Origin of the sequence: Candidatus Pelagibacter communis (genome assembly GCF_001179845.1) — a bacterium.
Classification (GTDB): domain Bacteria; phylum Pseudomonadota; class Alphaproteobacteria; order Pelagibacterales; family Pelagibacteraceae; genus Pelagibacter; species Pelagibacter ubique_Q.
On sequence record NZ_CVSB01000020.1, the window covers coordinates 40,327 to 60,518 of the forward strand.

The window sequence follows — 20,192 nt, forward strand, 5'->3', positions numbered from 1 at the left end:
AATAACAGTGCCTATATAAGGTGAGATATTGAAGGCGTCAAGTTTAATACATTTAAGAAACAGTTTTATTTCCCACAATTTCTGTGAAATTTTTGACACCATCTCTTATTAGTAATTCTTTTAGGTCCTTTTTAATCATCCCAGCAATATTGGGTCCTTGAAATACCATGCCGGTATACAACTGAACATAATCTGCTCCTAATAAAAACTTGTCATAAGCTGCTTTACCAGAGTCAACACCACCTACTCCAATTATTTTAATTTTACCTTTTATTAAATTGTAGAATTTACTTATTAAAAGATTTGATTTTTTCTCAATAGGTTTTCCAGATAAACCACCTTTTTGATGTCTCTGTATATTTTGAAGTGTTTCCCGAGAAGCTTCGGAAGTATTTGAAATTATTATTGCGCTTATTTCATTTTCTAAAAGTATTTCTGAAATTAAGTCAATTTGATTTTCATTTATATCTGGTGAAATTTTTACAGCTACAGGAATTTCAGTTTTTAATTGTTTTTTTTTCTCTAAGATAGATTTTAATAACTCTTTTAATTTATTCTCATCATGAAAGTTTCTTAGATTTTCAGTATTTGGTGAAGAAATATTGATTGTAATATAATCTGCAACTTCAGAAAATTTTTCTAATCCTATTAAATAATCATTCAATCTATCATTAGAATCTTTGTTTGGACCCACATTTACACCTAGCACGCCTAGTTTTTTATTTAATTTTATTCTGTTTAATATTGTATCTGATCCGTGGTTGTTAAAACCTAACCTATTAATTAATGCTTGATCTTCTACCAATCTAAATACTCTTGGTTTTTCATTTCCATATTGTTTTAATGGAGTAACTGTACCTACTTCAACAAATCCAAAACCTAGCTTAAATAAAGGGTTATATACCTCTGCATTCTTATCAAAACCTGCAGCAATACCAATAGGATTATCAAGATCTTGATTAAATAATTTTGTTTTTAAAATGGGATCATTTTTGTTTTCATCAAATATATTTGAAACTAAATTGAGTTTGAGTGATTGAATTGCTAAAAAATGTGCTCTTTCAGGATCTATTTTAAATATTAAAGATCTTAAATTTGAATACATTATTTCAATTTACTAGTTATCAATTCTTTTGTTTCGTTAACACCAAAAAAACTTATAAAAAAACCCATTCTAGGTCCATTTTCATCTCCAAACACCACTTCATAGATTAACTTAAACCAATCTCTTAAGTTTTCTGAATACCCATTCTCTTTACCTGTTGAATAAATTAATGTTTGTATATCCTCAGGAGACATCTGATCATTACATTGTTCTAAAGTTTTAACTAAAGCTTTTAGAGCTAATTTTTCATTTTCAGACGGTTTTTTATATTTTTTTTGAGCCTTAATAACATCATTAAAATACTTAATTGCATAACCAACTAGTCCATCAAAAATTGGAAAGTTTTTTTCATGGATATTAGATTTATATTTTTTAACAAACTTCCACAATAAATCTTTGTTATCAGCGTTACTTGTTTCAACTAAATTTAATAACATAGAAAAGGTCATAATCATCTCTTCTTTTGGAATATGTCCATTATGAACATGCCAAACAGGATTCATCACTAATTGTTGTTCAGTTTGTTTTTTTGATTTTTCAATATTATCAAGGTAGTCATCCACAGCTTTAGGCACTATTTCTTTATAAAGTTTTTTTGCTCTTTTTGGATTTTGATACATGTATAAAGATAAGCTTTCAGGTGAGGCATATTTTAACCACTGGTCAATAGTAATACCGTTTCCTTTTGATTTTGAAATTTTTTCACCCTTTTCATCAAGAAATAATTCATAGGCAAATCCAGATGGATGTTTTTTACCAATCAAATTTATTATTTTAGTTGATAAAATTGCACTCTCAATAAGGTCTTTTCCGTACATTTCAAAATCTATATCTAGAGCATACCATCGCATTGCCCAATCAACTTTCCATTGTAATTTGCAATTTCCATCCAAAATACTAGATTCTAATTTTTTACCTTTATTATCAAAAATTATTTTAGAATTTTTTTTATCAATTTCTATAACTGGAATTTCGAGGACATGACTTGTATCTGGACAAATAGGTAAAAAGGGGCAGTAAGTTTGTTGACGTTCTTTGCCTAAAGTTGGAAGTATAATATTCATTATACCATCATAATTTTCTAAAATAATTTTTAAAGTTGAGTTGAAAAAACCACCTTTGTATAAAGATGTCGAACTTTTAAAACTATATTTAAAATTAAAACTATTTAAAAAATCTTTTAACATTTCATTATTATGTTCTCCAAAACTTGCAAATTTTTCAAATGGATCTGGAACTTGTGTTAATGGTTTATGTAAGTTTTTGTTTAGTAATTCCTGATTAGGAACATTATCAGGAACTTTTCTTAAACCATCCATATCATCAGAAAAAGTAATTATCTCGGTTGGTAAATCTGTAAGTTGCTTTAAGGCATTAACCATCATTGAAGTTCTTGCTACCTCACCAAATGTTCCTATATGAGGAAGGCCACTTGGACCATATCCTGTTTGAAGAGTAATTTTACCTTTTTTATCAATAAATGATTTTCTCTCACGAAGCATTTTTTTTGCTTCAACGAAAGGCCAAGCACTTGTTTTGTCTAAAATTTCTTTTTTAATCACGAGTATATCTTTTATAAAAATCTTAAATTGGCGATTTTATTAATTCTTATAGAGTTGAAATTTATTTACCATAAAATAATGTTCTTTCAAAATGTCTAATTATAAAACTGTTTTTTTTACACTTGGAATTTTGCAAATAATTTTAGGGATCTCAATGTTCATCCCTATAATTGCTCAATTTATTTATTCTGAAATAGATTCATCATTTTTTGGTGCATCTATTGTGACAATAATTTTTGGATCCTTATTTTTTCTTTCAAATCTAGACCACGACAAAAAGTTAAATTTACAACAAGCATTTTTATTAACTGCTTTGTCTTGGTTAAGTATTGCTATTTTTGGATCTTTACCATTTATATTTTCGACTATGGAGCTTTCAATTACTGATGCTTTTTTTGAGAGTATGTCTGGTATTACAACAACTGGATCTACAATTATTTCTGACCTAGAGAATACACCAAAAGGAATTTTATTATGGAGAGCAATACTTCAGTGGTTGGGTGGTATTGGTATAATTGTAATGGCAATTACCCTAATGCCTATAATGAATGTTGGTGGTATGCAATTATTTAAAATTTCTAGTAACGACTCATCTGAAAAGATTCTTCCTAAATCGAAAGAAATAGCTTTAAGACTTATTTATATTTATTCAGGTCTAACCGTTCTTTGTGCATTATCATATTGGATATTTGGAATGGGAAAATTTGATAGTTTAACTCATTCTATGACTACCATAGCTACAGGTGGATTTTCCAATTATAATCAATCTATCGGATATTTTAACAGTATTCCAATAGAAATATCATCGATGATTTTTATAATTCTAGGAAGTATTCCATTTATTGCATATATTAAATTTATTAGTGGTAATAAAAGAATATTTTTAAGCGATATTCAAATTAGATCATTTATTAAAATAATAATTATAAGCATTATTATATTATCAATTTATTTATTATTTAATAATAACGGAAACTTCAGTTTAAGATCTATTTTTTTTAATACAATTTCAATATTGACTGGAACAGGTTATGTCAATGCTGAATTTGATAGTTGGGGAGGCTTCCCTATAACAATATTTCTTGCACTAATGTTTATTGGAGGGTGTGCTGGATCTACTACTTGTGGTATTAAAATCTTTAGAATTCAAATTCTTTATTTATTTATATTAAATCAATTAAAAAAAATTATTTATCCCAAGGGAATATTTGTAATTAAATACGATCAAGGATCTGTTGATGATAAATTTATTGCATCAATAATTTCATTTATTTATTTTTACTTTGTTATTTTTTTTATTTTAGCTGCATTATTATCATTAACAGGTCTCGATTTTATAACTGCTATCTCTGGAGCAGCAACATCAATATCAAATGTAGGTCCAGGTTTAGGTCCTATTATTGGGCCTAATGGAGATTTTTCGGCTTTACCTGATATTTCTAAATGGATTTTAACTGTAGGTATGATTTTAGGTAGACTTGAGTTGTTTGCGATATTAGTATTGTTCTTACCATCTTTTTGGAGAAATTAATTATGTCTGAAACAAAAAAACAAACATGGCTTGATTCTCTTGCAGTTTATAAAGATATTCGAATGGTAAGAATTCTTTTATTAGGTGCAATAAGTGGATTTCCATGGGTATTAATTGCAAGTAGCTTAAGTCTTTGGCTTAAAGAAGAAGGTCTTAGTAGATCAACAATTGGATGGGCAGGTTTAATTTTTGGAGTATATGCTTTCAATTATTTGTGGGCTCCAATTATAGATAGAATTCAAATTCCAATGCTAACAAAAAAATTAGGTCATAGAAGAGGATGGATAGTTTTGATGCAATTAATTATTTTGTTAAGTCTTGTTGTTTGGAGTGTGATTAATCCAACTGAAAATTTGGCTTTATTAATTACTGTAGGTTTAATTATTGCTATTGCGTCAGCAACCCAAGATATAACTGTAGATGCATTAAGAATTGAACAGATAAACGAAAATGAGGGAAAATCAATGGCTGCTGGTGCAGCTATGGCTGTTGTTGGTTGGTGGACAGGATATAAATTAGGTGGAGTTGTTGCTTTATTCACAGCAGAATTTTTTGAAAACCTAGGGGTGGCTGACTACTGGCAAGCTACTTTTTTAATTTTAGGTATTTTAATAATTTTAATGAATATTGGATTAATGTTTGTTCATGAACCTATAGAGACAAACAGACAAGCAAAACAGAGAGAAACAGACAAATTAATTGAAGGAAAACTTGGATCTAGCAATATTATTACAAACTTTATCGCATATATTACAGGAACTATAGGCGGACCTATTATTAGTTTTTTTAGAAAAAATGGTTTTGCCATTGCAGCTGGAATTTTAGGATTTGTTTTCTTGTTTAAGATAGGTGAGGCATTTATGGGAAGAATGTCTATTGTTTTTTATAAAGAAATTGGTTTCTCCAAAGGTCAAATTGCAATTTATTCAAAAGGACTTGGCTGGATAACAACAGTTGTATTTACTTTGTTGGGTGGAGTAATGGCCATGAGAGCTGGAACAATTAAAACCATGTTCTTTGCTGGTGGGTTAATGGCTATAACCAATCTTTTATTTGCAGTTTTAGCATGGACCGGAAAATCAGAAATTTTATTTGCAATTGCGGTTATAGCTGATGATATCACAGCAGCTTTTGCAACTGTAGCATTTGTTGCATTCATATCATTACTAGTTGATAGAACTTATACAGCCACACAATATGCATTGCTTGCTTCAATTGGTACTGCTGGTCGTACTACTTTAGCTTCATCCTCTGGAGCTCTAGTTGACTGGTTAAACGGAGATTGGGGAACATTTTTTGTTTTAACGACTATAATGGTGATACCATCATTAATTTTTTTGTGGTTAATTAAAAACAAAATTAAAATTGGTGCAAAATAATTTTTATTTTATAGGTAATTTTTCGAATATTTACAAAAATCCTTCGAAAAGATCTGAGGTAACTTCACAAATTATACATGGTGAAAAATTCAAAATATTAGCAAAAAATAAAAATTGGATAAAAATTAAAACTTTATTTGATAATTATAAGGGTTTTATAAAAAATTCAAAATATATAGAAAAATTTAACCCCAATTATAAAGTCAGTTCACTAAAAGCAAAGATTTATAAAAAACCTGGAATTGGAACTAGCAGTTGGCTTCCACTTGCATCCAAATTATCTGTATTTGAGCAAAATAAGAATTACGTAAAAATTGAAAAAAATAAATGGATTAAAAAAGCAGATATTAAAAAAATAAACCATAAAGAAAATAATTTTACAAAAATATTTAAAAAATTTCTCGACGTAAAATATGTTTGGGGTGGAAAAACATTTAAAGGTATTGATTGTTCAGCCTTATTGCAAATATTTTATTTTTATAATAATTCGTTTTATCCAAGAGATACAAAAGATCAGATCAAATATACAAAAAGGAATTCAAAGAAAAAACTATTTAAAAAAGGAGATATTATTTTTTGGAAAGGTCATGTTGCTATGTGTTTAAATTCTAAACAACTAATACACGCTTATGGTCCAGAAAGAAAAGTAATTATTATGCCAATTATAGAAACAATTGATAGAATTGAAAAAACTGCCAAGCTAAAGGTAAAAAAATTATCTAGAATAAAATATTAATTTCTTCCAAAGTCAGGTTTATCAATATCTTGTTTCAATTTGATGATTTTTGACCTTACTTTTTTAGTTTGAATGAGTTTCTTTACAATAGACTTATTATTTTTTGAATTAATATCTTTTTTAAATTGATTTAAATTTTTAATAAATAAATCAATCGCTTTTGAAATATTATTTTTATTGTTAAAAAAAATATCTCTCCACATGATTTCATTTGATGCTGCAATCCTAGAAAAATCTCGTAATCCACCAGCGCTATATTTGATTAGCTTATAATTTTGTTTTTTCTCAAAATCTTGTGCTGATTTCACCAGATTATATGCAATTAAGTGTGGTAAATGACTAGTAATAGAAAAAATTTTGTCATGTTTTTCAGCGCTCATAACAACCACTTTTGCTCCAATTTTTTTCCAAAACTTAGTTAGAATATTTAAATTATTTTTTTTTATATTTTTTTCTTTAATTATTATGCACCATCTATCAGCAAACATATTTTCTTTACCATGCTCTGGTCCACTGACCTCTGATCCAGCTATTGGGTGACTTTGAATCCAATGAATACCTTTCTTTAAAAATTTATTTATAATTTTAGAAGTTTCAATTTTTGAAGAACCAATATCTGTAATCAATGTTTTCGATGGTATAAATTTATTAATTTTTAAAATAATATTTTTGTATTCACTCATTGGTGTACAAAAGATAATTAAATCGGAATTACTTGCACCTTCTTTTAATGATTTAACAATTGTTCCAGGTAATTTTAATCTTTTTATCTTAGCAATATTTGATTTTGATTTTTCATAAATAAATATTTTTTTTGCTATTTTTTTTTTGCTAATACGCCTTAATAAAGATGAACCTAATAATCCACAGCCAATAATTAAAATATTTTTCATTTTTTCAATACTTGTTTAATAACACTCATAAATTTTAAGTTTTCTTTTTTAGATCCAATAGTTAACCTTAATTTATTCTTTATATGATAACCATCTTCTGTTGATCTTAAAATAATTCCCTTATTTTTAAGTTTTTCATACAGAAATTTTGCAGAATATCTGCATTTTTCAAAATTAAGTAACAAAAAATTTGCTGAAACTGAATTTGAAAAAATATTATATATCTCAAGAAATTTCTTAATTTTTTTAGAATATAATAAATTATGTCTAATCGATTTATTTATGAAAGATTTATCCTTCAGTGACTCGGTGGCAGCTAATTGAGCAATACCATTTACATTAAATGGTGGTTTTATAACATTTAGAGCATCAACTATTTTTTTTGATCCATATCCCCAACCTACTCTCAGAGAAGCTAATCCAAAAATTTTTGAAAAAGTTCTAAGTATGAAAACATTGTCTTTATTTTTAAACAAATCTAACCCAGATGAATAATCTTTGTTTTTCATATATTCTGCATAAGCATCATCTATAACTAGTAAAATTTTTTTATTTAATCTTTTTCTTAATTCTAAAACTTCTTTTTTCGTTAAGTAAGTTCCTGTAGGATTGTTTGGGTTAGCTATAAACACAACTTTAGTTTTTTTTGTTATTTTTTTTAAAATTTCATTTACTGAAACTTTAAAATTAATTTCTTTTGCAAATACAATTTTTGCACCTACAATTTTTGAGTAAATTCTGTACATTAAAAAACTGTATTCTGGTACCACAACCTCATCTTTTGGGTTTAAAAACAACTGGCAAAGCATTTGAATAACTTCATCTGAACCAGCTCCACAAATAATTTTCTCAGAATTACATTTATATGCTTTAGATATTGCTTTTCTTAAATTTTGAGATTTTCCATCTGGATATTTATCTAAATTCATATTTTTATTTGATATTATTTTCTTTGCTTCAGGGCTCATACCTAAAGCAGATTCATTTGCAGAAAGCTTAATTACATTCTTAAGTTTCTTAACTTTTGATTTACCAGGCTTATAAGCCTCAATTTTAAATTTTTTGAAATTTGGAGTTATCATTTTTTTTAATTTATGTGCTCTTTATAGATAAAATTACAAAATTTTATAGAGAATAAGAGGATTTTTTAAAAAATTGACATAATAAATAAGTTCTAGTAAAAAAATTATGCGCTGATTTAACTGAATTGCGAGCGCTTAAAAAAAACCGCTAAAATAGTTTTTTTTCTCACAATTCGAAACAGTCAAAAAATATGAACACTGAGAAAAACATAAAAACTTTAATTGTAAAGAAACTACTAAAATTAGACTGTGGAAAGACCATAAAAGATTTTCCGATTGCCTATGAAACTTACGGTTCACTTAATTCAAAAAAAGATAATGCAATATTAGTTTTTCATGCTCTAACAGGAGATCAATTTGTAACCGGAATAAACCCTGTAACTAACAAAGAGGGTTGGTGGAGTTATGCGGTAGGCCCTGATAAAGCTATCGATACGAATAAATATTTTGTTATTTGCTCTAACGTAATTGGTGGATGTATGGGATCATACGGACCAAGTCATAAAGATCCTGATCAAAAAATTTTTGGAACAAATTTTCCCGTTATTACAATTAATGATATGGTGAATGCTCAATATAATTTACTTGATCACTTTGGTATTGATAAACTGTTTTCTATAACTGGTGGTTCAATGGGAGGTATGCAAGTCCTTCAGTTTATTAGCAACTTTCCTGATAAATCTAGAACAGTGATACCAATCGCAACCACATCTAGTCATTCAGCTCAAAATATTGCTTTTAACGAGCTAGGTAGACAAGCTATTACAGCTGATAGTAACTGGAGAGATGGGAATTATACATCAAACAATACTAATCCTGGAAAAGGATTAGCAGTAGCTAGAATGGCAGCTCATATTACTTATTTATCTAAAAAAGGTTTGCAGGAAAAATTTGGAAGAAAGTTACAAGAAAGAGAAGATCTTAAATTTGGATTTGACGCTGATTTTCAAATAGAAAGTTATTTAAGATATCAGGGCTCAGTTTTCGTAGATAGATTTGATGCAAATAGTTATCTTTATATTACTAGAGCTATGGATTATTTTGATTTAGCTAAGCAATTCAATGGTAATCTTTCAGAAGCATTTATAAATACAAACGCGAAATTTTTTATAATTTCTTTTACTTCAGATTGGCTTTATCCAACCCAAGAAAACAAAGATATTGTGATTGCTTTAAACTCAATAGGAGCTGATGTTGGATTTGTAGAAATTGAGTCAGATAAAGGTCACGACTCCTTTTTACTGGACGTTCCTGATTTCTTGAGTGCACTTAAAAACTTTTTAGATAAATCTTACGAAGAAAATTAATTATGAAAAATGAATTTCAGGTAATAGCAGATCTAATTGAAAAAGATAAGAAAGTCTTAGATGTAGGTTGTGCCGATGGAACCTTGATGAAATTTTTAAAGGATAATAAAAACATAAATATAAGAGGATTAGAGATTTCAAAAGAAAAAGTGCAAGAATGTATTGCTAAAGGTTTAACTGTAATTGAAGGAAATGCTGAAAAAGATTTAAAGCAATTTCCAGACAAATCATTTGATTATGTTGTTTTAAGTCAAACCCTTCAAGCTTTTCTTAATCCTGAATTAGTTTTAGATGAACTTTTAAGAGTTGGAAAAAAAGCAATAGTTACGATTCCTAATTTTGGATACTGGAAAGTAAGATTTCATTTATTATTTAAAGGTACAATGCCAATTACAAAAACATTACCAGATGAATGGTATAACACACCAAATTTACATATGTGTACAATCAAAGATTTTTTTTACTTTGTAAAATCAAAAGATATTAAAATTTTTAAATCACTCGCTTTAAATAATCTTAATTCATCAATAATAAATGAGAGTAATTTAGGAGTTAAAAATTTGTTTGCAGATCTAGGTATATTTTTGATAGAAAAATAAAATGCGTATTGAAATTATACCCTGTCTTCAAGACAACTATAGCTATTTAATAATAGACGAAAGTAACAATTTTGCGTGTGTTGTAGATCCCAGTGAGTCTGAACCAATAATCAATTTCTTAAAAAATAAAAATATTAAATTAAAATATATTCTTAATACTCATCATCATTATGATCATATTGGAGGAAATCAAGAATTAAAAAAAAAATATGGGTCAGTTGTTGTGGGTTTTAAGGGAGACTCAAAAAGAATACCTGGAATAGATATATTGTTAGAAGACAATCAAATATGGAAAGCTGAAAACTTTGAAGCTAAAATTATACATATACCTGGACATACTTCAGGACATATTTGTTTTAATTTTTTTAAAGAAAAAATAGTTTTTACTGGAGATACACTTTTCTCACTTGGTTGTGGAAGAATATTTGAAGGTTCTTATGAGGAAATGTTTGAATCTTTAAACAAAATTAAATTATTGCCAAAAGACACAAAAATTTATTGTGGTCATGAATACACTCTTAACAATTCAAAATTTTGTAAAAAATATGACTCTGAGAACAAAGATTTACAAAAAAAAATAGAAAAAATAAAAAAATTAAGAGAAAATGGAATTCCTACGATACCGTCAACTTTAAAAGAGGAATTGGAGTGTAATATATTTTTAAGAGCAAAAGATGTTAAAACCTTTTCAAAATTAAGAGATTTTAAGGATAATTTCTAATTAATTCGGCTTGACTAAAGGCTGACTACAACTATATTGCGGTAACTTTAAATTAAATCATACTATGTCATACGCAGTAATAAAAACAGGTGGAAAACAGTATAAAGTAAAATCTGGAGAAATTCTAAAGATTGAAAAACTACCAGACACTAAACCTGAGACCAAAATAGAGTTTAATGAAATTTTGGCATACGGTGATAACAAATCAATTGAAATTGGAACCCCAAATGTTGAGGGTGCAAAAGTAGAAGCTGATTTAATTAAAAATAGCAAAAATAGAACTATTTTAATTTTTAAAAAAAGAAGAAGACAAAATTCAAGAAGAAAAAATGGGCATAGACAAGAATATTCTATGATAAGAATTAACAAAATTTTTTCAAAAGATGGTAAAGTGTTATCAGAAGCTGAAAAAATTTCTAAAACTTCAAAAAAAGAAGAAGTTAAGGAAGCAGTAAGTAAATAGTTATTAGGTAAATTATGGCAACAAAAAAAGCAGGTGGATCATCACGAAACGGACGAGATAGTGCCGGTAGAAGACTTGGTGTAAAAAAGTACGGTGGTGAAACAGTAATTCCTGGAAACATAATTGTTAGACAAAGAGGAACTAAGATTTTTCCGGGTGAAAATGTTGGTATGGGTAAAGATCATTCAATATTTTCAGTTGTTAAAGGGAAAGTTGTTTTCAAAAAATCTAAATCAGATAGAACTTTCGTTTCTGTAAAGCCCAATTAATAGTACAACCAATTAAAATAGATGTTGTATTATGAAATTTCTCGATCAAGTTAAAATTTATATTAAGGCTGGAAACGGTGGAGATGGATCTCCTAGTTTTAGAAGAGAGAAATATGTTGAATTTGGTGGACCAGATGGTGGGGATGGTGGAAAAGGTGGATCAATTATTTTAAAGTCAGAGGAAAATTTAAACACCCTTATTGATTATCGATATCAACAACACCACAAAGCCGAACGTGGGGAAAACGGTTCCGGTCAAAATCGAACAGGAAAAGGTGGTGAAGATTTAATTTTAAAAGTTCCTCTAGGTACACAGGTATTTGAAGAGGATAACAAAACTCTTCTTTTCGATTTTAATAAAAAAGGTGAAGAATATGTTGCAGCTGCTGGCGGAAAAGGAGGTTTAGGAAACACAAGATTTAAAAGTTCTACAAATAGAGCTCCAAGAAAATTTACCAAAGGCACTATTGGTGAAGAATTTACAATATGGCTTCAATTGAAAACAATTGCTGATATCGGTATTATCGGATTACCAAATGCAGGAAAATCAAGTTTGTTAGCAGCATTAACAAACGCAAATCCAAAAATTGCAAATTACAAATTTACAACTATTAATCCAAACCTTGGCGTGGCTTCTTACGATGATAAAGAAATTACCATTGCAGATATTCCAGGATTAGTTGAAGGAGCTCACGAAGGTATAGGGTTAGGGATACAATTTTTAAAACATATAGAGAGATGTAAGTCTTTACTACACTTAATTGATGTCACCAACTTAGATCTGAATGAGTCTTATAATCAGGTGAAAAATGAATTAAAAAGCTACAGTGCAAAGTTATTAGAAAAAAAAGAACTAATTGTGCTTAATAAAATCGATTTGATTGATGAAGAAACAGCAAATGAAGTTATAGATCATTTTTCAAAGGGTAAAAATTGTGAGATTATGACAATGACAACTCTGGAAAAAGAATCTGTATCAAAAATTAAAGCAAAGCTTTTGTCTTATGTATCTTAAAAACTCCAAAATAATTGTTGTAAAAATTGGATCATCTCTACTAGTTGATCAAAATAAAAAAATTAGGAAACAATGGTTATCTAGTTTTGCAAAAGATATTAAAAAATTAAGAGATAAAAATCAAAAAGTAGTTATTGTTAGCTCTGGTGCTATAGCTTTGGGTTGCAAGAAAATGAATTATAACAAAAAAAATATCAAATTAGATAAGAGTCAAGCTATTGCTTCTATTGGTCAAATAGAACTGATGAATTTATTTTCACAAACTTTCGCAAAATATAAAATAAATATTTCTCAGATTTTGCTTACATTAGAAGATACTGAGGAAAGAAGAAGATCTCTCAATGCTAAACGAACTTTTGATAATCTTTTTGAACTTGGTTTTATTCCTGTGGTCAATGAAAATGATACTATTGCAACGAGTGAAATAAAATATGGAGATAATGATAGATTGGCATCTAGGGTTGCTCAAATTACAAACGCAGATACCTTAATTTTATTATCTGATGTTGACGGTTTGTATACAAAAAATCCTAAAATTTTTAAGGATGCTAAACTAATAAAGAAAATTGATGACCTAAATAAAGATATAAAAAAAATTTATATTAAAGGCGTAAATGAATATGGAAGTGGTGGTATGCATACAAAAATTGAAGCAGCAAAAATATGTCAGCTTGCTGGTACTAGTATGGTTATTGCGAATGGACTATATTCAAATCCTATCTCAAAAATAATTGAAAAAAATAACTGCACCTGGTTTAGTCCAAAAATTTCAAAGTTAGATGCTAGAAAAAAATGGATAATAAGTTCTGTAGCACCTAAAGGAGCATTAATAATTGATGATGGTGCTAAAAAGGCATTAAAATCTGGAAAAAGTTTGTTAGCAGCAGGAATTAAAAAAGTTTCGGGAAGATTTAACAAAGGTGATCATATTAAAGTATTAGATAAAAAAAATAACGAATGTGCTAGAGGGTTAAGTTCCTTTACTTCTGATGAGGTGAATAAAATTATGGGTCATCATTCGAATGAAATTGAAAAATTATTAGGCTATGTTGCAAAAGCAGAAGTTATTCACAAAGATGATATGGTGGAAATTTAAATGATTAAATATATGAATTTAATTGGAAGAAAAGCTCGCAAAGCTAGTGAGTATAAAGTTACAACTGAAGTAAAAAATAAAGTCTTAAATGATTACGCGAAATTAATTAAGAATGAAAAAAAATTTATTATTAATCAAAATTCAAAAGATATTAATTACGCGAGAAAAAGAGGGTTAAAAGAGAACTTAATCAAAAGACTTCATTTAGATGAAATTAAATTGAATGGAATTATAAATTCTATTTTAAAAATAGCTAAATTAAGGGATCCTATAGACAACACTTTAGACAAATGGAAAAGACCAAATGGTTTGAACATAAAAAGAGTATCAATACCAATTGGAGTTATTGGTGTTATTTATGAAAGTAGACCAAATGTAACTTCAGATGTTGCTAGTCTTTGTTTTAAATCTGGAAATGTAGTGATTTTAAAAGGAGGCTCTGAGGCCATAAATTCAAATAAAGCTTTAGCTAGGTTGTTTAGAAAAGCACTTAAAAAAAATAAAGTTGATGAAAACTTTATTCAATTTATCGACTCAAAACAAAGAAAACTAGTAGATATAATGCTTTCTAAAATGAAAAAATATATCGATGTCATCATACCTCGTGGTGGAAAAAATTTAGTTAAAAAAGTTTTAGAATTATCCAAAGTACCTATAATTGGGCACTTAGAGGGACTCTGTCATACTTATATAGATAAAGATGCAGAATTAAAAATGGCTAAAGAAGTTGTTTATAACGCTAAATTAAGAAATACAAGTATTTGTGGTGCGACTGAAACTATTCTTATTAATAAAAATATAGTCAAAAAATTTAGTAATCCGATTTTGCAAGCACTTGAAAATAATGGTTGTAAAATAATTGGTGATAAGATTTTGAAGAGTTATTACAAAGGTCAAGTATATCCTGCAAAAGAAAAAGATTGGTCAACTGAATATTTGGCATCAGCTGTATCTGTTAAAGTTGTTAAAAATTCTGAAGAGGCAATTAAGCATATAAATAAATATGGCACTATGCACACAGACTCCATCATTACAAAAAATAAAAAAACAGCAAAATATTTCTTAAAAAATGTTAAAAGCTCAATTGCAATGCATAATACCTCAACTCAATTTGCTGATGGCGGTGAATTTGGATTTGGTGGAGAAGTTGGAATTTCTACTAATACACTACCACCAAGAGGTCCTGTAGGTTTAAATCAATTGATTTCATATAAATATGAAATCACTAGTAATGGTAAAATAAGAAATTAAATTGAATAACACAAAAATAAAAATTGGTGTATTAGGTGGATCGTTTGATCCTGCTCATAAAGGACATTTGGCAATTTCTAAGGAAGCAAAAAAAAGATTCAAACTCAAAAAAGTTATTTGGGCAATTACAAAAAAAAATCCATTTAAAATAGAGAGCAAAACATCTGTTACTGACAGAATTAAATATTGTAAAAAAATTATTAGTACAAATTCATTTATTAAGGTTAAATTTTATGAAAAAATTATTAAATCAAATAAAACTATTAATTTAATCAATCATTTAAAAAAAGATAAAAGCATTGAAATTTATTTTTTAATGGGTGCCGACAATCTTATTAATTTTCATAAATGGCATAAATCTAAATTAATTTCACAAAAATGTAACATTCTAGTTTTTGATAGACATGGGTATAAAAAAAATTCTTTAAAATCAAAGACATTTAAGCAACTTAGTAAGGCCAATCTAGAGTTTATTGAGTTTAATAAAGTCAACATTTCATCTTCTCAATTAAGAAAAATTTGATAATCTAAAACCAATTAATGGACAAAATTTCAGACTTAAAAGAAATTGTAATCAACACACTAGATCTCAATAAAGCTCAAGACATTGTAACTATTGATCTTAAAGACAAAAGTTCTATGGCTGATTACATGATCATAGCAAGTGGGACTTCATCTAGACATATTCAATCTTTATCAGAACAAGTTTTAGAAAAACTTAAAAATAACGGTGTAAAAGACCCAAAAATTGAGGGTAAAGAAAGTGGAGAATGGAAACTTGTTGATGGGATTGATTTAATTGTTCATATTTTTCACCCAGAAAAAAGAAAGTTTTATGAATTAGAGAAAATTTGGTCAGAGCTAATTCCAAAAGAAAAAGTGATGATATGAAAAAAATTAAATTTTTATTATTAATTTTTTTTTCCGTTTTTTATATAAATAAAACAGTTATTTCAGCTGAAGTTGATATTTATAAAAAAATTGATCTCTTCGGTGAGGTTCTAGAAAAGATTAATAAAGAATACGTTGATGAGTTCAATCAATCTGAAAGTATGGACGCTGCTATCAATGGACTTTTACAATCCTTAGATCCTTATTCATCCTATATGTCCCCTAAAATTTTTGATGAAATGCAAACAGAAACCAGTGGTGAGTTTGGTGGACTAGGAATTGAAGTTAGCATGGAGGCTGGTGTGGTAAAAGTAATTTCACCAATAGATGATACACCTGCATCCAGAGCTGGATTAAAAGCTGGTGACTACATAGTAAAAATAAATGATGTTCAGGTTCAAGGAAAATCATTAAGTGAAGCTGTTGATTTAATGAGAGGACCTGTAGGTTCTGGAATAGAGTTAACAGTAAGACGAAGAGGTGAAAGAAAAGCGTTAACATTTAATATCATAAGAGAAGTTATTCAGGTTCAATCTGTAAAATCTGAAATTATAAATGAAAATATTGGATACATCAGGCTTACTTCGTTTAATGATAACAGTAGTGATCAAATAGAAAAACAAATTAAAAAACTTAAAAAAAATAAAAACTTAAATTCATTTATTTTAGATTTAAGAAATAATCCTGGGGGTCTTTTGTCTCAAGCAATAAAGATATCAGATTTTTTTCTTGAAAATGGAGAAATAGTTTCAACAAAAAGCAGAAAAAAATCTGAAAACAGAAAATGGTTTGCAAAAAAAGGAGATATTACCGATGGAAAAACACTATTGGTTTTAATTAACTATGGTTCAGCATCTGCATCTGAAATTGTTGCTGGAGCTTTAAAAGATCATAAAAGAGCAATCATCGTTGGTGAAAATAGCTTTGGTAAAGGTTCTGTGCAATCAATTATTCCTTTAAAAAATCGTGGAGCTATCAGGTTAACTGTCGCAAAATATTATCTTCCCTCTGGAAAATCTATTTCTGAAGTAGGAGTTAGACCAGATATTGAAGTAAATGAAGAAGGTGATGATTTTAGAATAAAAACTGATACTGATAATCAATTAAACTACGCTATTAAGTTACTTAACGGATAATATGAATAAAAATTTTAAAGATTTACCACTGAGAAGTGGGGTCGGAATTGTGTTATTGAATAAAGAAAATAAAGTATTCGTTGCAAAAAGAATAGATAATCCTAAAAATTTTTGGCAAATGCCTCAGGGTGGTGTTGATGAGGGAGAGGATAATTTAAAAGCTGCATTTAGAGAACTAGAGGAAGAAACAAGTATCAAAAGCGTAGAACTTATAAAAGAATTAGATGGTACATTAACCTATGATTTACCTGATAGATTACTAGGTATTATTTGGAAAGGTAAATACAAAGGTCAAAAGCAAAAATGGTTTTTAATGCGATTTATTGGAAATGATAATGAGATAAATATTAATACATCTAATCCAGAATTTTTAGATTGGAAGTGGATTGACTTAGATTTAATTACTGATGTTGTGGTTGATTTTAAACATCATATTTACAAAGAACTTAAAGAAAAAGTAAAAAAATTAATTTAGAGTTTTTAAAACTTCAACTTTTTGATCTGCTAAATACTTAGATTGATCATTTATATCAGTTTTATTAGCCTCTTCTTCTGCCTGTTTAAGTAAATCTTGTTTCTTTGATTTATCCATATCAGCAAGATTAAAAATTGTACTTGTTAAAATAGATAGATTGTTATTTTTGAACTCAACAATACCATCTTCAACATAGTAATTTTCATCACCTGATTTTGATAAAATCTTAATTATCCCAGGTTTCAAAAAGGAAATAATAGAAATATGATCCTTCAATATTCCCATCTCTCCTTCAAAAGCAGGGACCACAACTTCTGAAACATCATCTTTTACTAAAAAAGATTTTTCAGGATTTACTATTTCAACTTTAAACTCTTCGCTCATTAAGCAGCAGCTTCTTGTTCCATTTTCTTAGCTTTCTCTATAGCTTCTTCAATTGTTCCAACCATATAAAAAGCAGCTTCAGGTAAATGGTCATAATCACCTTTACAGATTGCATCAAAACCTTTGATAGTTGATTCAAGATCAACAAGTTTTCCTGGAGAACCAGTAAATACTTCTGCAACAAAGAATGGTTGAGATAAAAATCTCTGGATTTTTCTAGCTCTTGCTACAACTAATTTATCTTCTTCTGATAACTCATCCATACCAAGAATGGCTATAATATCTTGTAGTGATTTATATGATTGCAGTATTCTTTGAACATCTCTTGCTACTCTATAATGCTCATCTCCAACAATTCTTGGATCCAAAATTCTTGATGTAGAGTCAAGCGGATCTACTGCAGGATAAATACCAATTTCTGCAATTTGTCTAGAAAGTACAGTCGTTGCATCTAAGTGAGCAAATGATGTCGCTGGAGCGGGGTCTGTTAAATCATCAGCAGGTACATAAATAGCTTGTACAGATGTAATTGACCCTTTGTTTGTAGTCGTAATTCTTTCTTGTAGATTACCCATATCAGTAGCTAATGTCGGTTGGTATCCAACAGCAGATGGAATTCTACCCAACAAAGCTGAAACCTCTGATCCTGCTTGAGTAAATCTAAAAATATTATCTACGAAGAAAAGTACGTCCTGACCTTCCTGATCTCTAAAGTATTCAGCTACAGTTAACCCTGTAAGTGCAACTCTTGCTCTAGCTCCAGGAGGTTCATTCATCTGTCCATAAACTAATGCAGCTTTTGAACCAGCTCCTTCTTTTTTAATTACTCCAGACTCAATCATTTCATGATAAAGGTCATTTCCTTCTCTAGTTCTCTCGCCAACTCCCGCGAAAACTGAAAAACCACCATGAGCTTTTGCAACGTTATTAATTAATTCCATAATTAAAACTGTTTTTCCTACTCCTGCTCCACCAAATAATCCGATCTTTCCACCTTTTGCATACGGTGCAAGCAAATCAATAACTTTAATACCTGTTACAAGGATTTCAGTTTCTGTTGATTGGTCATTAAATTCAGGTGCAGCTCTATGAATTGGCCAACTTTCTTTGGTTTTAACTTCACCTCTTTCGTCAATTGGTTCCCCAATTACATTAATAATTCTTCCAAGAGTTTCAGGCCCAACCGGAACTTGAATAGGAGCATTTGTGTTGGTAACTTCATCACCTCTTTTTAGTCCTTCAGTAGCATCCATAGCAATTGTTCTAACAGTAGTTTCACCTAAGTGTTGTGCTACCTCTAAAACTAGTCTGTTGTCACCATTTTTACATTCCAATGCTGTTAAAATTTCTGGTAGTTCACCATCAAATTTTACGTCTACTACCGCTCCAATAACTTGTGTGATTATTCCTTTGCTCATAATTATAAACTTTCTGCTCCTGATATGATTTCTATTAGTTCTTTTGTAATTGCTGCCTGACGACTTCTATTATATTCGATAGTAAGTTTGTCAACCATTTCACCTGCGTTTCGGGTCGCATTATCCATTGCACTCATTCTAGACCCTTGTTCGCTAGCTGAATTCTCTAACATAGCCTTAAATATTTGCGTAGAAATATTTTTTGGCAATAAATTGCTTAAAATTTCATCTTCATCTGGTTCAAATTCGTAACTTTCTTCTGAACTGTTTTCTTCTCCTTCATTGTTTAAAGGGATAATTTGCTGTGCTTGAGGAATTTGAGTAATTACATTTTTGAATTGGTTATAAAAAATTGTACAAACATCAAATTCACTTGCCTCGAATTTTTCAATTACCATTTTCCCAACTTTGTCAGCATCAAAATAATTTGCATTTTTAGATTCTTTGAAAGAAATATTTTCAATTATTTTGTCACCATAAACTCTTTTTAATTGATCATTTCCTTTTGAGCCTACTGTAATAATTTTAAGTTCTTTACCTTCATCTAAAATTTTTGCAAAATAACTTTTAGCTTTTTTAATAATGTTAGAATTAAATCCACCACATAAACCTCTATCAGAAGTCATCACCACACAAAGATGAGTTTTATCATGACCAGTCCCTGACAATAACTTTGGTGCATTTTCTTTATCAGATATACCATTTGATAAATTTAAAATAACATTATTCATTTTTTCAGAATAAGGTCTTCCCTTCTCAGCGCTTTCTTGAGCTCTTCTTAATTTAGCTGCTGCAACCATTTTCATAGCTTTAGTAATTTTTTGTGTAGACTTTACACTAGCTATTCTTTTTTTTAGATCGTCTAAACTTGCCATAAAT

22 protein-coding genes are annotated in these 20,192 nt (G+C 28.8%); 15 read left to right on the plus strand and 7 right to left on the minus strand.

Annotated elements, in window-relative coordinates; translation table 11 throughout:
• Window positions 1–52: 52 nt before the first annotated feature.
• Both AMN81_RS01110 and AMN81_RS01115 read right to left on the minus strand, forming a co-directional pair.
• Window positions 53–1,105 carry a quinone-dependent dihydroorotate dehydrogenase gene (locus AMN81_RS01110; protein WP_072090303.1) on the minus strand — a complete coding sequence of 351 codons (1,053 nt, stop codon included), beginning with the start codon at window positions 1,103–1,105 and terminating at the stop codon, window positions 53–55.
• Window positions 1,105–2,667: a lysine--tRNA ligase gene (locus AMN81_RS01115; RefSeq protein WP_102133208.1), complete on the minus strand. Its 1,563-nt coding sequence runs from the start codon at window positions 2,665–2,667 to the stop codon at window positions 1,105–1,107. Before AMN81_RS01115 ends, AMN81_RS01110 begins: the two co-directional genes overlap by 1 nt.
• A 91-nt stretch (window positions 2,668–2,758) precedes the next feature.
• On the opposite strand from AMN81_RS01115, the gene AMN81_RS01120 reads away from it, so the two are divergent.
• The 3 genes from AMN81_RS01120 to AMN81_RS01130 are packed head-to-tail and all read left to right on the plus strand — an operon-like array spanning window position 2,759 to window position 6,313.
• A complete protein-coding gene (locus tag AMN81_RS01120; protein ID WP_072090305.1) occupies window positions 2,759–4,198 on the plus strand; it encodes a TrkH family potassium uptake protein in 1,440 nt (479 codons plus the stop codon).
• A 2-nt stretch (window positions 4,199–4,200) separates the two neighbouring features.
• Window positions 4,201–5,577 carry an AmpG family muropeptide MFS transporter gene (locus AMN81_RS01125; protein ID WP_072090306.1) on the plus strand — a complete coding sequence of 459 codons (1,377 nt, stop codon included), beginning with the start codon at window positions 4,201–4,203 and terminating at the stop codon, window positions 5,575–5,577.
• Window positions 5,567–6,313: a C40 family peptidase gene (locus tag AMN81_RS01130; protein ID WP_072090307.1), complete on the plus strand. Its 747-nt coding sequence runs from the start codon at window positions 5,567–5,569 to the stop codon at window positions 6,311–6,313. The genes AMN81_RS01125 and AMN81_RS01130 overlap by 11 nt, the downstream gene beginning before the upstream one ends.
• On the opposite strand, the gene AMN81_RS01135 is transcribed toward AMN81_RS01130, so the two are convergent.
• Both AMN81_RS01135 and hisC read right to left on the minus strand, forming a co-directional pair.
• On the minus strand, window positions 6,310–7,206 hold the full coding sequence (locus tag AMN81_RS01135; protein ID WP_072090308.1) for a prephenate dehydrogenase: 897 nt from the start codon (window positions 7,204–7,206) through the stop codon (window positions 6,310–6,312). The two genes, AMN81_RS01130 and AMN81_RS01135, sit on opposite strands and share 4 nt — an antisense overlap.
• Window positions 7,203–8,288: a histidinol-phosphate transaminase gene (gene hisC, locus AMN81_RS01140; RefSeq protein WP_072090309.1), complete on the minus strand. Its 1,086-nt coding sequence runs from the start codon at window positions 8,286–8,288 to the stop codon at window positions 7,203–7,205. Before hisC ends, AMN81_RS01135 begins: the two co-directional genes overlap by 4 nt.
• A 191-nt stretch (window positions 8,289–8,479) precedes the next feature.
• On the opposite strand from hisC, the gene metX reads away from it, so the two are divergent.
• From metX to AMN81_RS01200, 12 genes are all read left to right on the plus strand, one after another.
• On the plus strand, window positions 8,480–9,595 hold the full coding sequence (gene metX, locus AMN81_RS01145; protein ID WP_072090310.1) for a homoserine O-acetyltransferase MetX: 1,116 nt from the start codon (window positions 8,480–8,482) through the stop codon (window positions 9,593–9,595).
• A gap of 2 nt (window positions 9,596–9,597) precedes the next feature.
• On the plus strand, window positions 9,598–10,194 hold the full coding sequence (gene metW, locus AMN81_RS01150) for a methionine biosynthesis protein MetW (RefSeq protein WP_072090311.1): 597 nt from the start codon (window positions 9,598–9,600) through the stop codon (window positions 10,192–10,194).
• Between the two features lies 1 nt (window position 10,195).
• Window positions 10,196–10,915 (plus strand): hydroxyacylglutathione hydrolase, encoded by a 720-nt coding sequence (gloB, locus tag AMN81_RS01155; protein WP_072090312.1) that lies wholly within the window; start codon window positions 10,196–10,198, stop codon window positions 10,913–10,915.
• A 64-nt stretch (window positions 10,916–10,979) separates the two neighbouring features.
• On the plus strand, window positions 10,980–11,378 hold the full coding sequence (rplU, locus tag AMN81_RS01160; protein ID WP_072090313.1) for a 50S ribosomal protein L21: 399 nt from the start codon (window positions 10,980–10,982) through the stop codon (window positions 11,376–11,378).
• A gap of 14 nt (window positions 11,379–11,392) precedes the next feature.
• Window positions 11,393–11,647 carry a 50S ribosomal protein L27 gene (gene rpmA, locus AMN81_RS01165; protein WP_023854670.1) on the plus strand — a complete coding sequence of 85 codons (255 nt, stop codon included), beginning with the start codon at window positions 11,393–11,395 and terminating at the stop codon, window positions 11,645–11,647.
• A 31-nt stretch (window positions 11,648–11,678) separates the two neighbouring features.
• Window positions 11,679–12,662, plus strand: a complete 984-nt coding sequence (cgtA, locus tag AMN81_RS01170) for an Obg family GTPase CgtA (protein ID WP_072090314.1) — start codon at window positions 11,679–11,681, stop codon at window positions 12,660–12,662.
• A complete protein-coding gene (gene proB, locus AMN81_RS01175; RefSeq protein WP_072090315.1) occupies window positions 12,652–13,758 on the plus strand; it encodes a glutamate 5-kinase in 1,107 nt (368 codons plus the stop codon). The genes cgtA and proB overlap by 11 nt, the downstream gene beginning before the upstream one ends.
• The gene (locus AMN81_RS01180; protein ID WP_072090316.1) at window positions 13,759–15,009 is read left to right on the plus strand and encodes a glutamate-5-semialdehyde dehydrogenase; all 1,251 of its coding nucleotides are present in this window, start codon (window positions 13,759–13,761) and stop codon (window positions 15,007–15,009) included. It abuts the gene before it with no gap.
• Window positions 15,005–15,532 (plus strand): nicotinate (nicotinamide) nucleotide adenylyltransferase, encoded by a 528-nt coding sequence (nadD, locus tag AMN81_RS01185; protein WP_256998201.1) that lies wholly within the window; start codon window positions 15,005–15,007, stop codon window positions 15,530–15,532. Before AMN81_RS01180 ends, nadD begins: the two co-directional genes overlap by 5 nt.
• Before the next feature lie 17 nt (window positions 15,533–15,549).
• Window positions 15,550–15,900: a ribosome silencing factor gene (gene rsfS, locus AMN81_RS01190; RefSeq protein WP_072090317.1), complete on the plus strand. Its 351-nt coding sequence runs from the start codon at window positions 15,550–15,552 to the stop codon at window positions 15,898–15,900.
• Window positions 15,897–17,036, plus strand: a complete 1,140-nt coding sequence (locus AMN81_RS01195) for a S41 family peptidase (protein WP_080986891.1) — start codon at window positions 15,897–15,899, stop codon at window positions 17,034–17,036. Before rsfS ends, AMN81_RS01195 begins: the two co-directional genes overlap by 4 nt.
• A gap of 1 nt (window position 17,037) precedes the next feature.
• Window positions 17,038–17,511: an RNA pyrophosphohydrolase gene (locus AMN81_RS01200; RefSeq protein ID WP_072090318.1), complete on the plus strand. Its 474-nt coding sequence runs from the start codon at window positions 17,038–17,040 to the stop codon at window positions 17,509–17,511.
• On the opposite strand, the gene atpC is transcribed toward AMN81_RS01200, so the two are convergent.
• Genes atpC through AMN81_RS01215 form a run of 3 tightly spaced genes read right to left on the minus strand, consistent with a single transcriptional unit; the run spans window position 17,503 to window position 20,188 of the window.
• The gene (gene atpC / locus AMN81_RS01205; RefSeq protein WP_072090319.1) at window positions 17,503–17,895 is read right to left on the minus strand and encodes an ATP synthase F1 subunit epsilon; all 393 of its coding nucleotides are present in this window, start codon (window positions 17,893–17,895) and stop codon (window positions 17,503–17,505) included. The two genes, AMN81_RS01200 and atpC, sit on opposite strands and share 9 nt — an antisense overlap.
• Window positions 17,895–19,313: a F0F1 ATP synthase subunit beta gene (atpD, locus tag AMN81_RS01210; RefSeq protein ID WP_072090320.1), complete on the minus strand. Its 1,419-nt coding sequence runs from the start codon at window positions 19,311–19,313 to the stop codon at window positions 17,895–17,897. Before atpD ends, atpC begins: the two co-directional genes overlap by 1 nt.
• Before the next feature lie 2 nt (window positions 19,314–19,315).
• Window positions 19,316–20,188, minus strand: coding sequence for a F0F1 ATP synthase subunit gamma (locus AMN81_RS01215; protein WP_072090321.1), 873 nt, complete (start codon window positions 20,186–20,188; stop codon window positions 19,316–19,318).
• Window positions 20,189–20,192 lie beyond the last annotated feature (4 nt).

What these genes read in the sequence shown, in the direction of transcription:
- rpmA (WP_023854670.1), top strand. Translation starts at nt 11,393, where the DNA reads ATGGCAACAAAAAAAGCAGGTGGATCATCACGAAACGGACGAGATAGT.
- metX (WP_072090310.1), top strand. Translation starts at nt 8,480, where the DNA reads ATGAACACTGAGAAAAACATAAAAACTTTAATTGTAAAGAAACTACTA.
- AMN81_RS01215 (WP_072090321.1), bottom strand. Translation starts at nt 20,188, where the DNA reads ATGGCAAGTTTAGACGATCTAAAAAAAAGAATAGCTAGTGTAAAGTCT.
- AMN81_RS01200 (WP_072090318.1), top strand. Translation starts at nt 17,038, where the DNA reads ATGAATAAAAATTTTAAAGATTTACCACTGAGAAGTGGGGTCGGAATT.
- AMN81_RS01135 (WP_072090308.1), bottom strand. Translation starts at nt 7,206, where the DNA reads ATGAAAAATATTTTAATTATTGGCTGTGGATTATTAGGTTCATCTTTA.
- cgtA (WP_072090314.1), top strand. Translation starts at nt 11,679, where the DNA reads ATGAAATTTCTCGATCAAGTTAAAATTTATATTAAGGCTGGAAACGGT.
- metW (WP_072090311.1), top strand. Translation starts at nt 9,598, where the DNA reads ATGAAAAATGAATTTCAGGTAATAGCAGATCTAATTGAAAAAGATAAG.
- AMN81_RS01195 (WP_080986891.1), top strand. Translation starts at nt 15,897, where the DNA reads ATGAAAAAAATTAAATTTTTATTATTAATTTTTTTTTCCGTTTTTTAT.
- atpD (WP_072090320.1), bottom strand. Translation starts at nt 19,313, where the DNA reads ATGAGCAAAGGAATAATCACACAAGTTATTGGAGCGGTAGTAGACGTA.
- hisC (WP_072090309.1), bottom strand. Translation starts at nt 8,288, where the DNA reads ATGATAACTCCAAATTTCAAAAAATTTAAAATTGAGGCTTATAAGCCT.
- gloB (WP_072090312.1), top strand. Translation starts at nt 10,196, where the DNA reads ATGCGTATTGAAATTATACCCTGTCTTCAAGACAACTATAGCTATTTA.
- AMN81_RS01125 (WP_072090306.1), top strand. Translation starts at nt 4,201, where the DNA reads ATGTCTGAAACAAAAAAACAAACATGGCTTGATTCTCTTGCAGTTTAT.
- atpC (WP_072090319.1), bottom strand. Translation starts at nt 17,895, where the DNA reads ATGAGCGAAGAGTTTAAAGTTGAAATAGTAAATCCTGAAAAATCTTTT.
- rsfS (WP_072090317.1), top strand. Translation starts at nt 15,550, where the DNA reads ATGGACAAAATTTCAGACTTAAAAGAAATTGTAATCAACACACTAGAT.
- proB (WP_072090315.1), top strand. Translation starts at nt 12,652, where the DNA reads ATGTATCTTAAAAACTCCAAAATAATTGTTGTAAAAATTGGATCATCT.
- AMN81_RS01120 (WP_072090305.1), top strand. Translation starts at nt 2,759, where the DNA reads ATGTCTAATTATAAAACTGTTTTTTTTACACTTGGAATTTTGCAAATA.
- AMN81_RS01180 (WP_072090316.1), top strand. Translation starts at nt 13,759, where the DNA reads ATGATTAAATATATGAATTTAATTGGAAGAAAAGCTCGCAAAGCTAGT.
- AMN81_RS01110 (WP_072090303.1), bottom strand. Translation starts at nt 1,105, where the DNA reads ATGTATTCAAATTTAAGATCTTTAATATTTAAAATAGATCCTGAAAGA.
- rplU (WP_072090313.1), top strand. Translation starts at nt 10,980, where the DNA reads ATGTCATACGCAGTAATAAAAACAGGTGGAAAACAGTATAAAGTAAAA.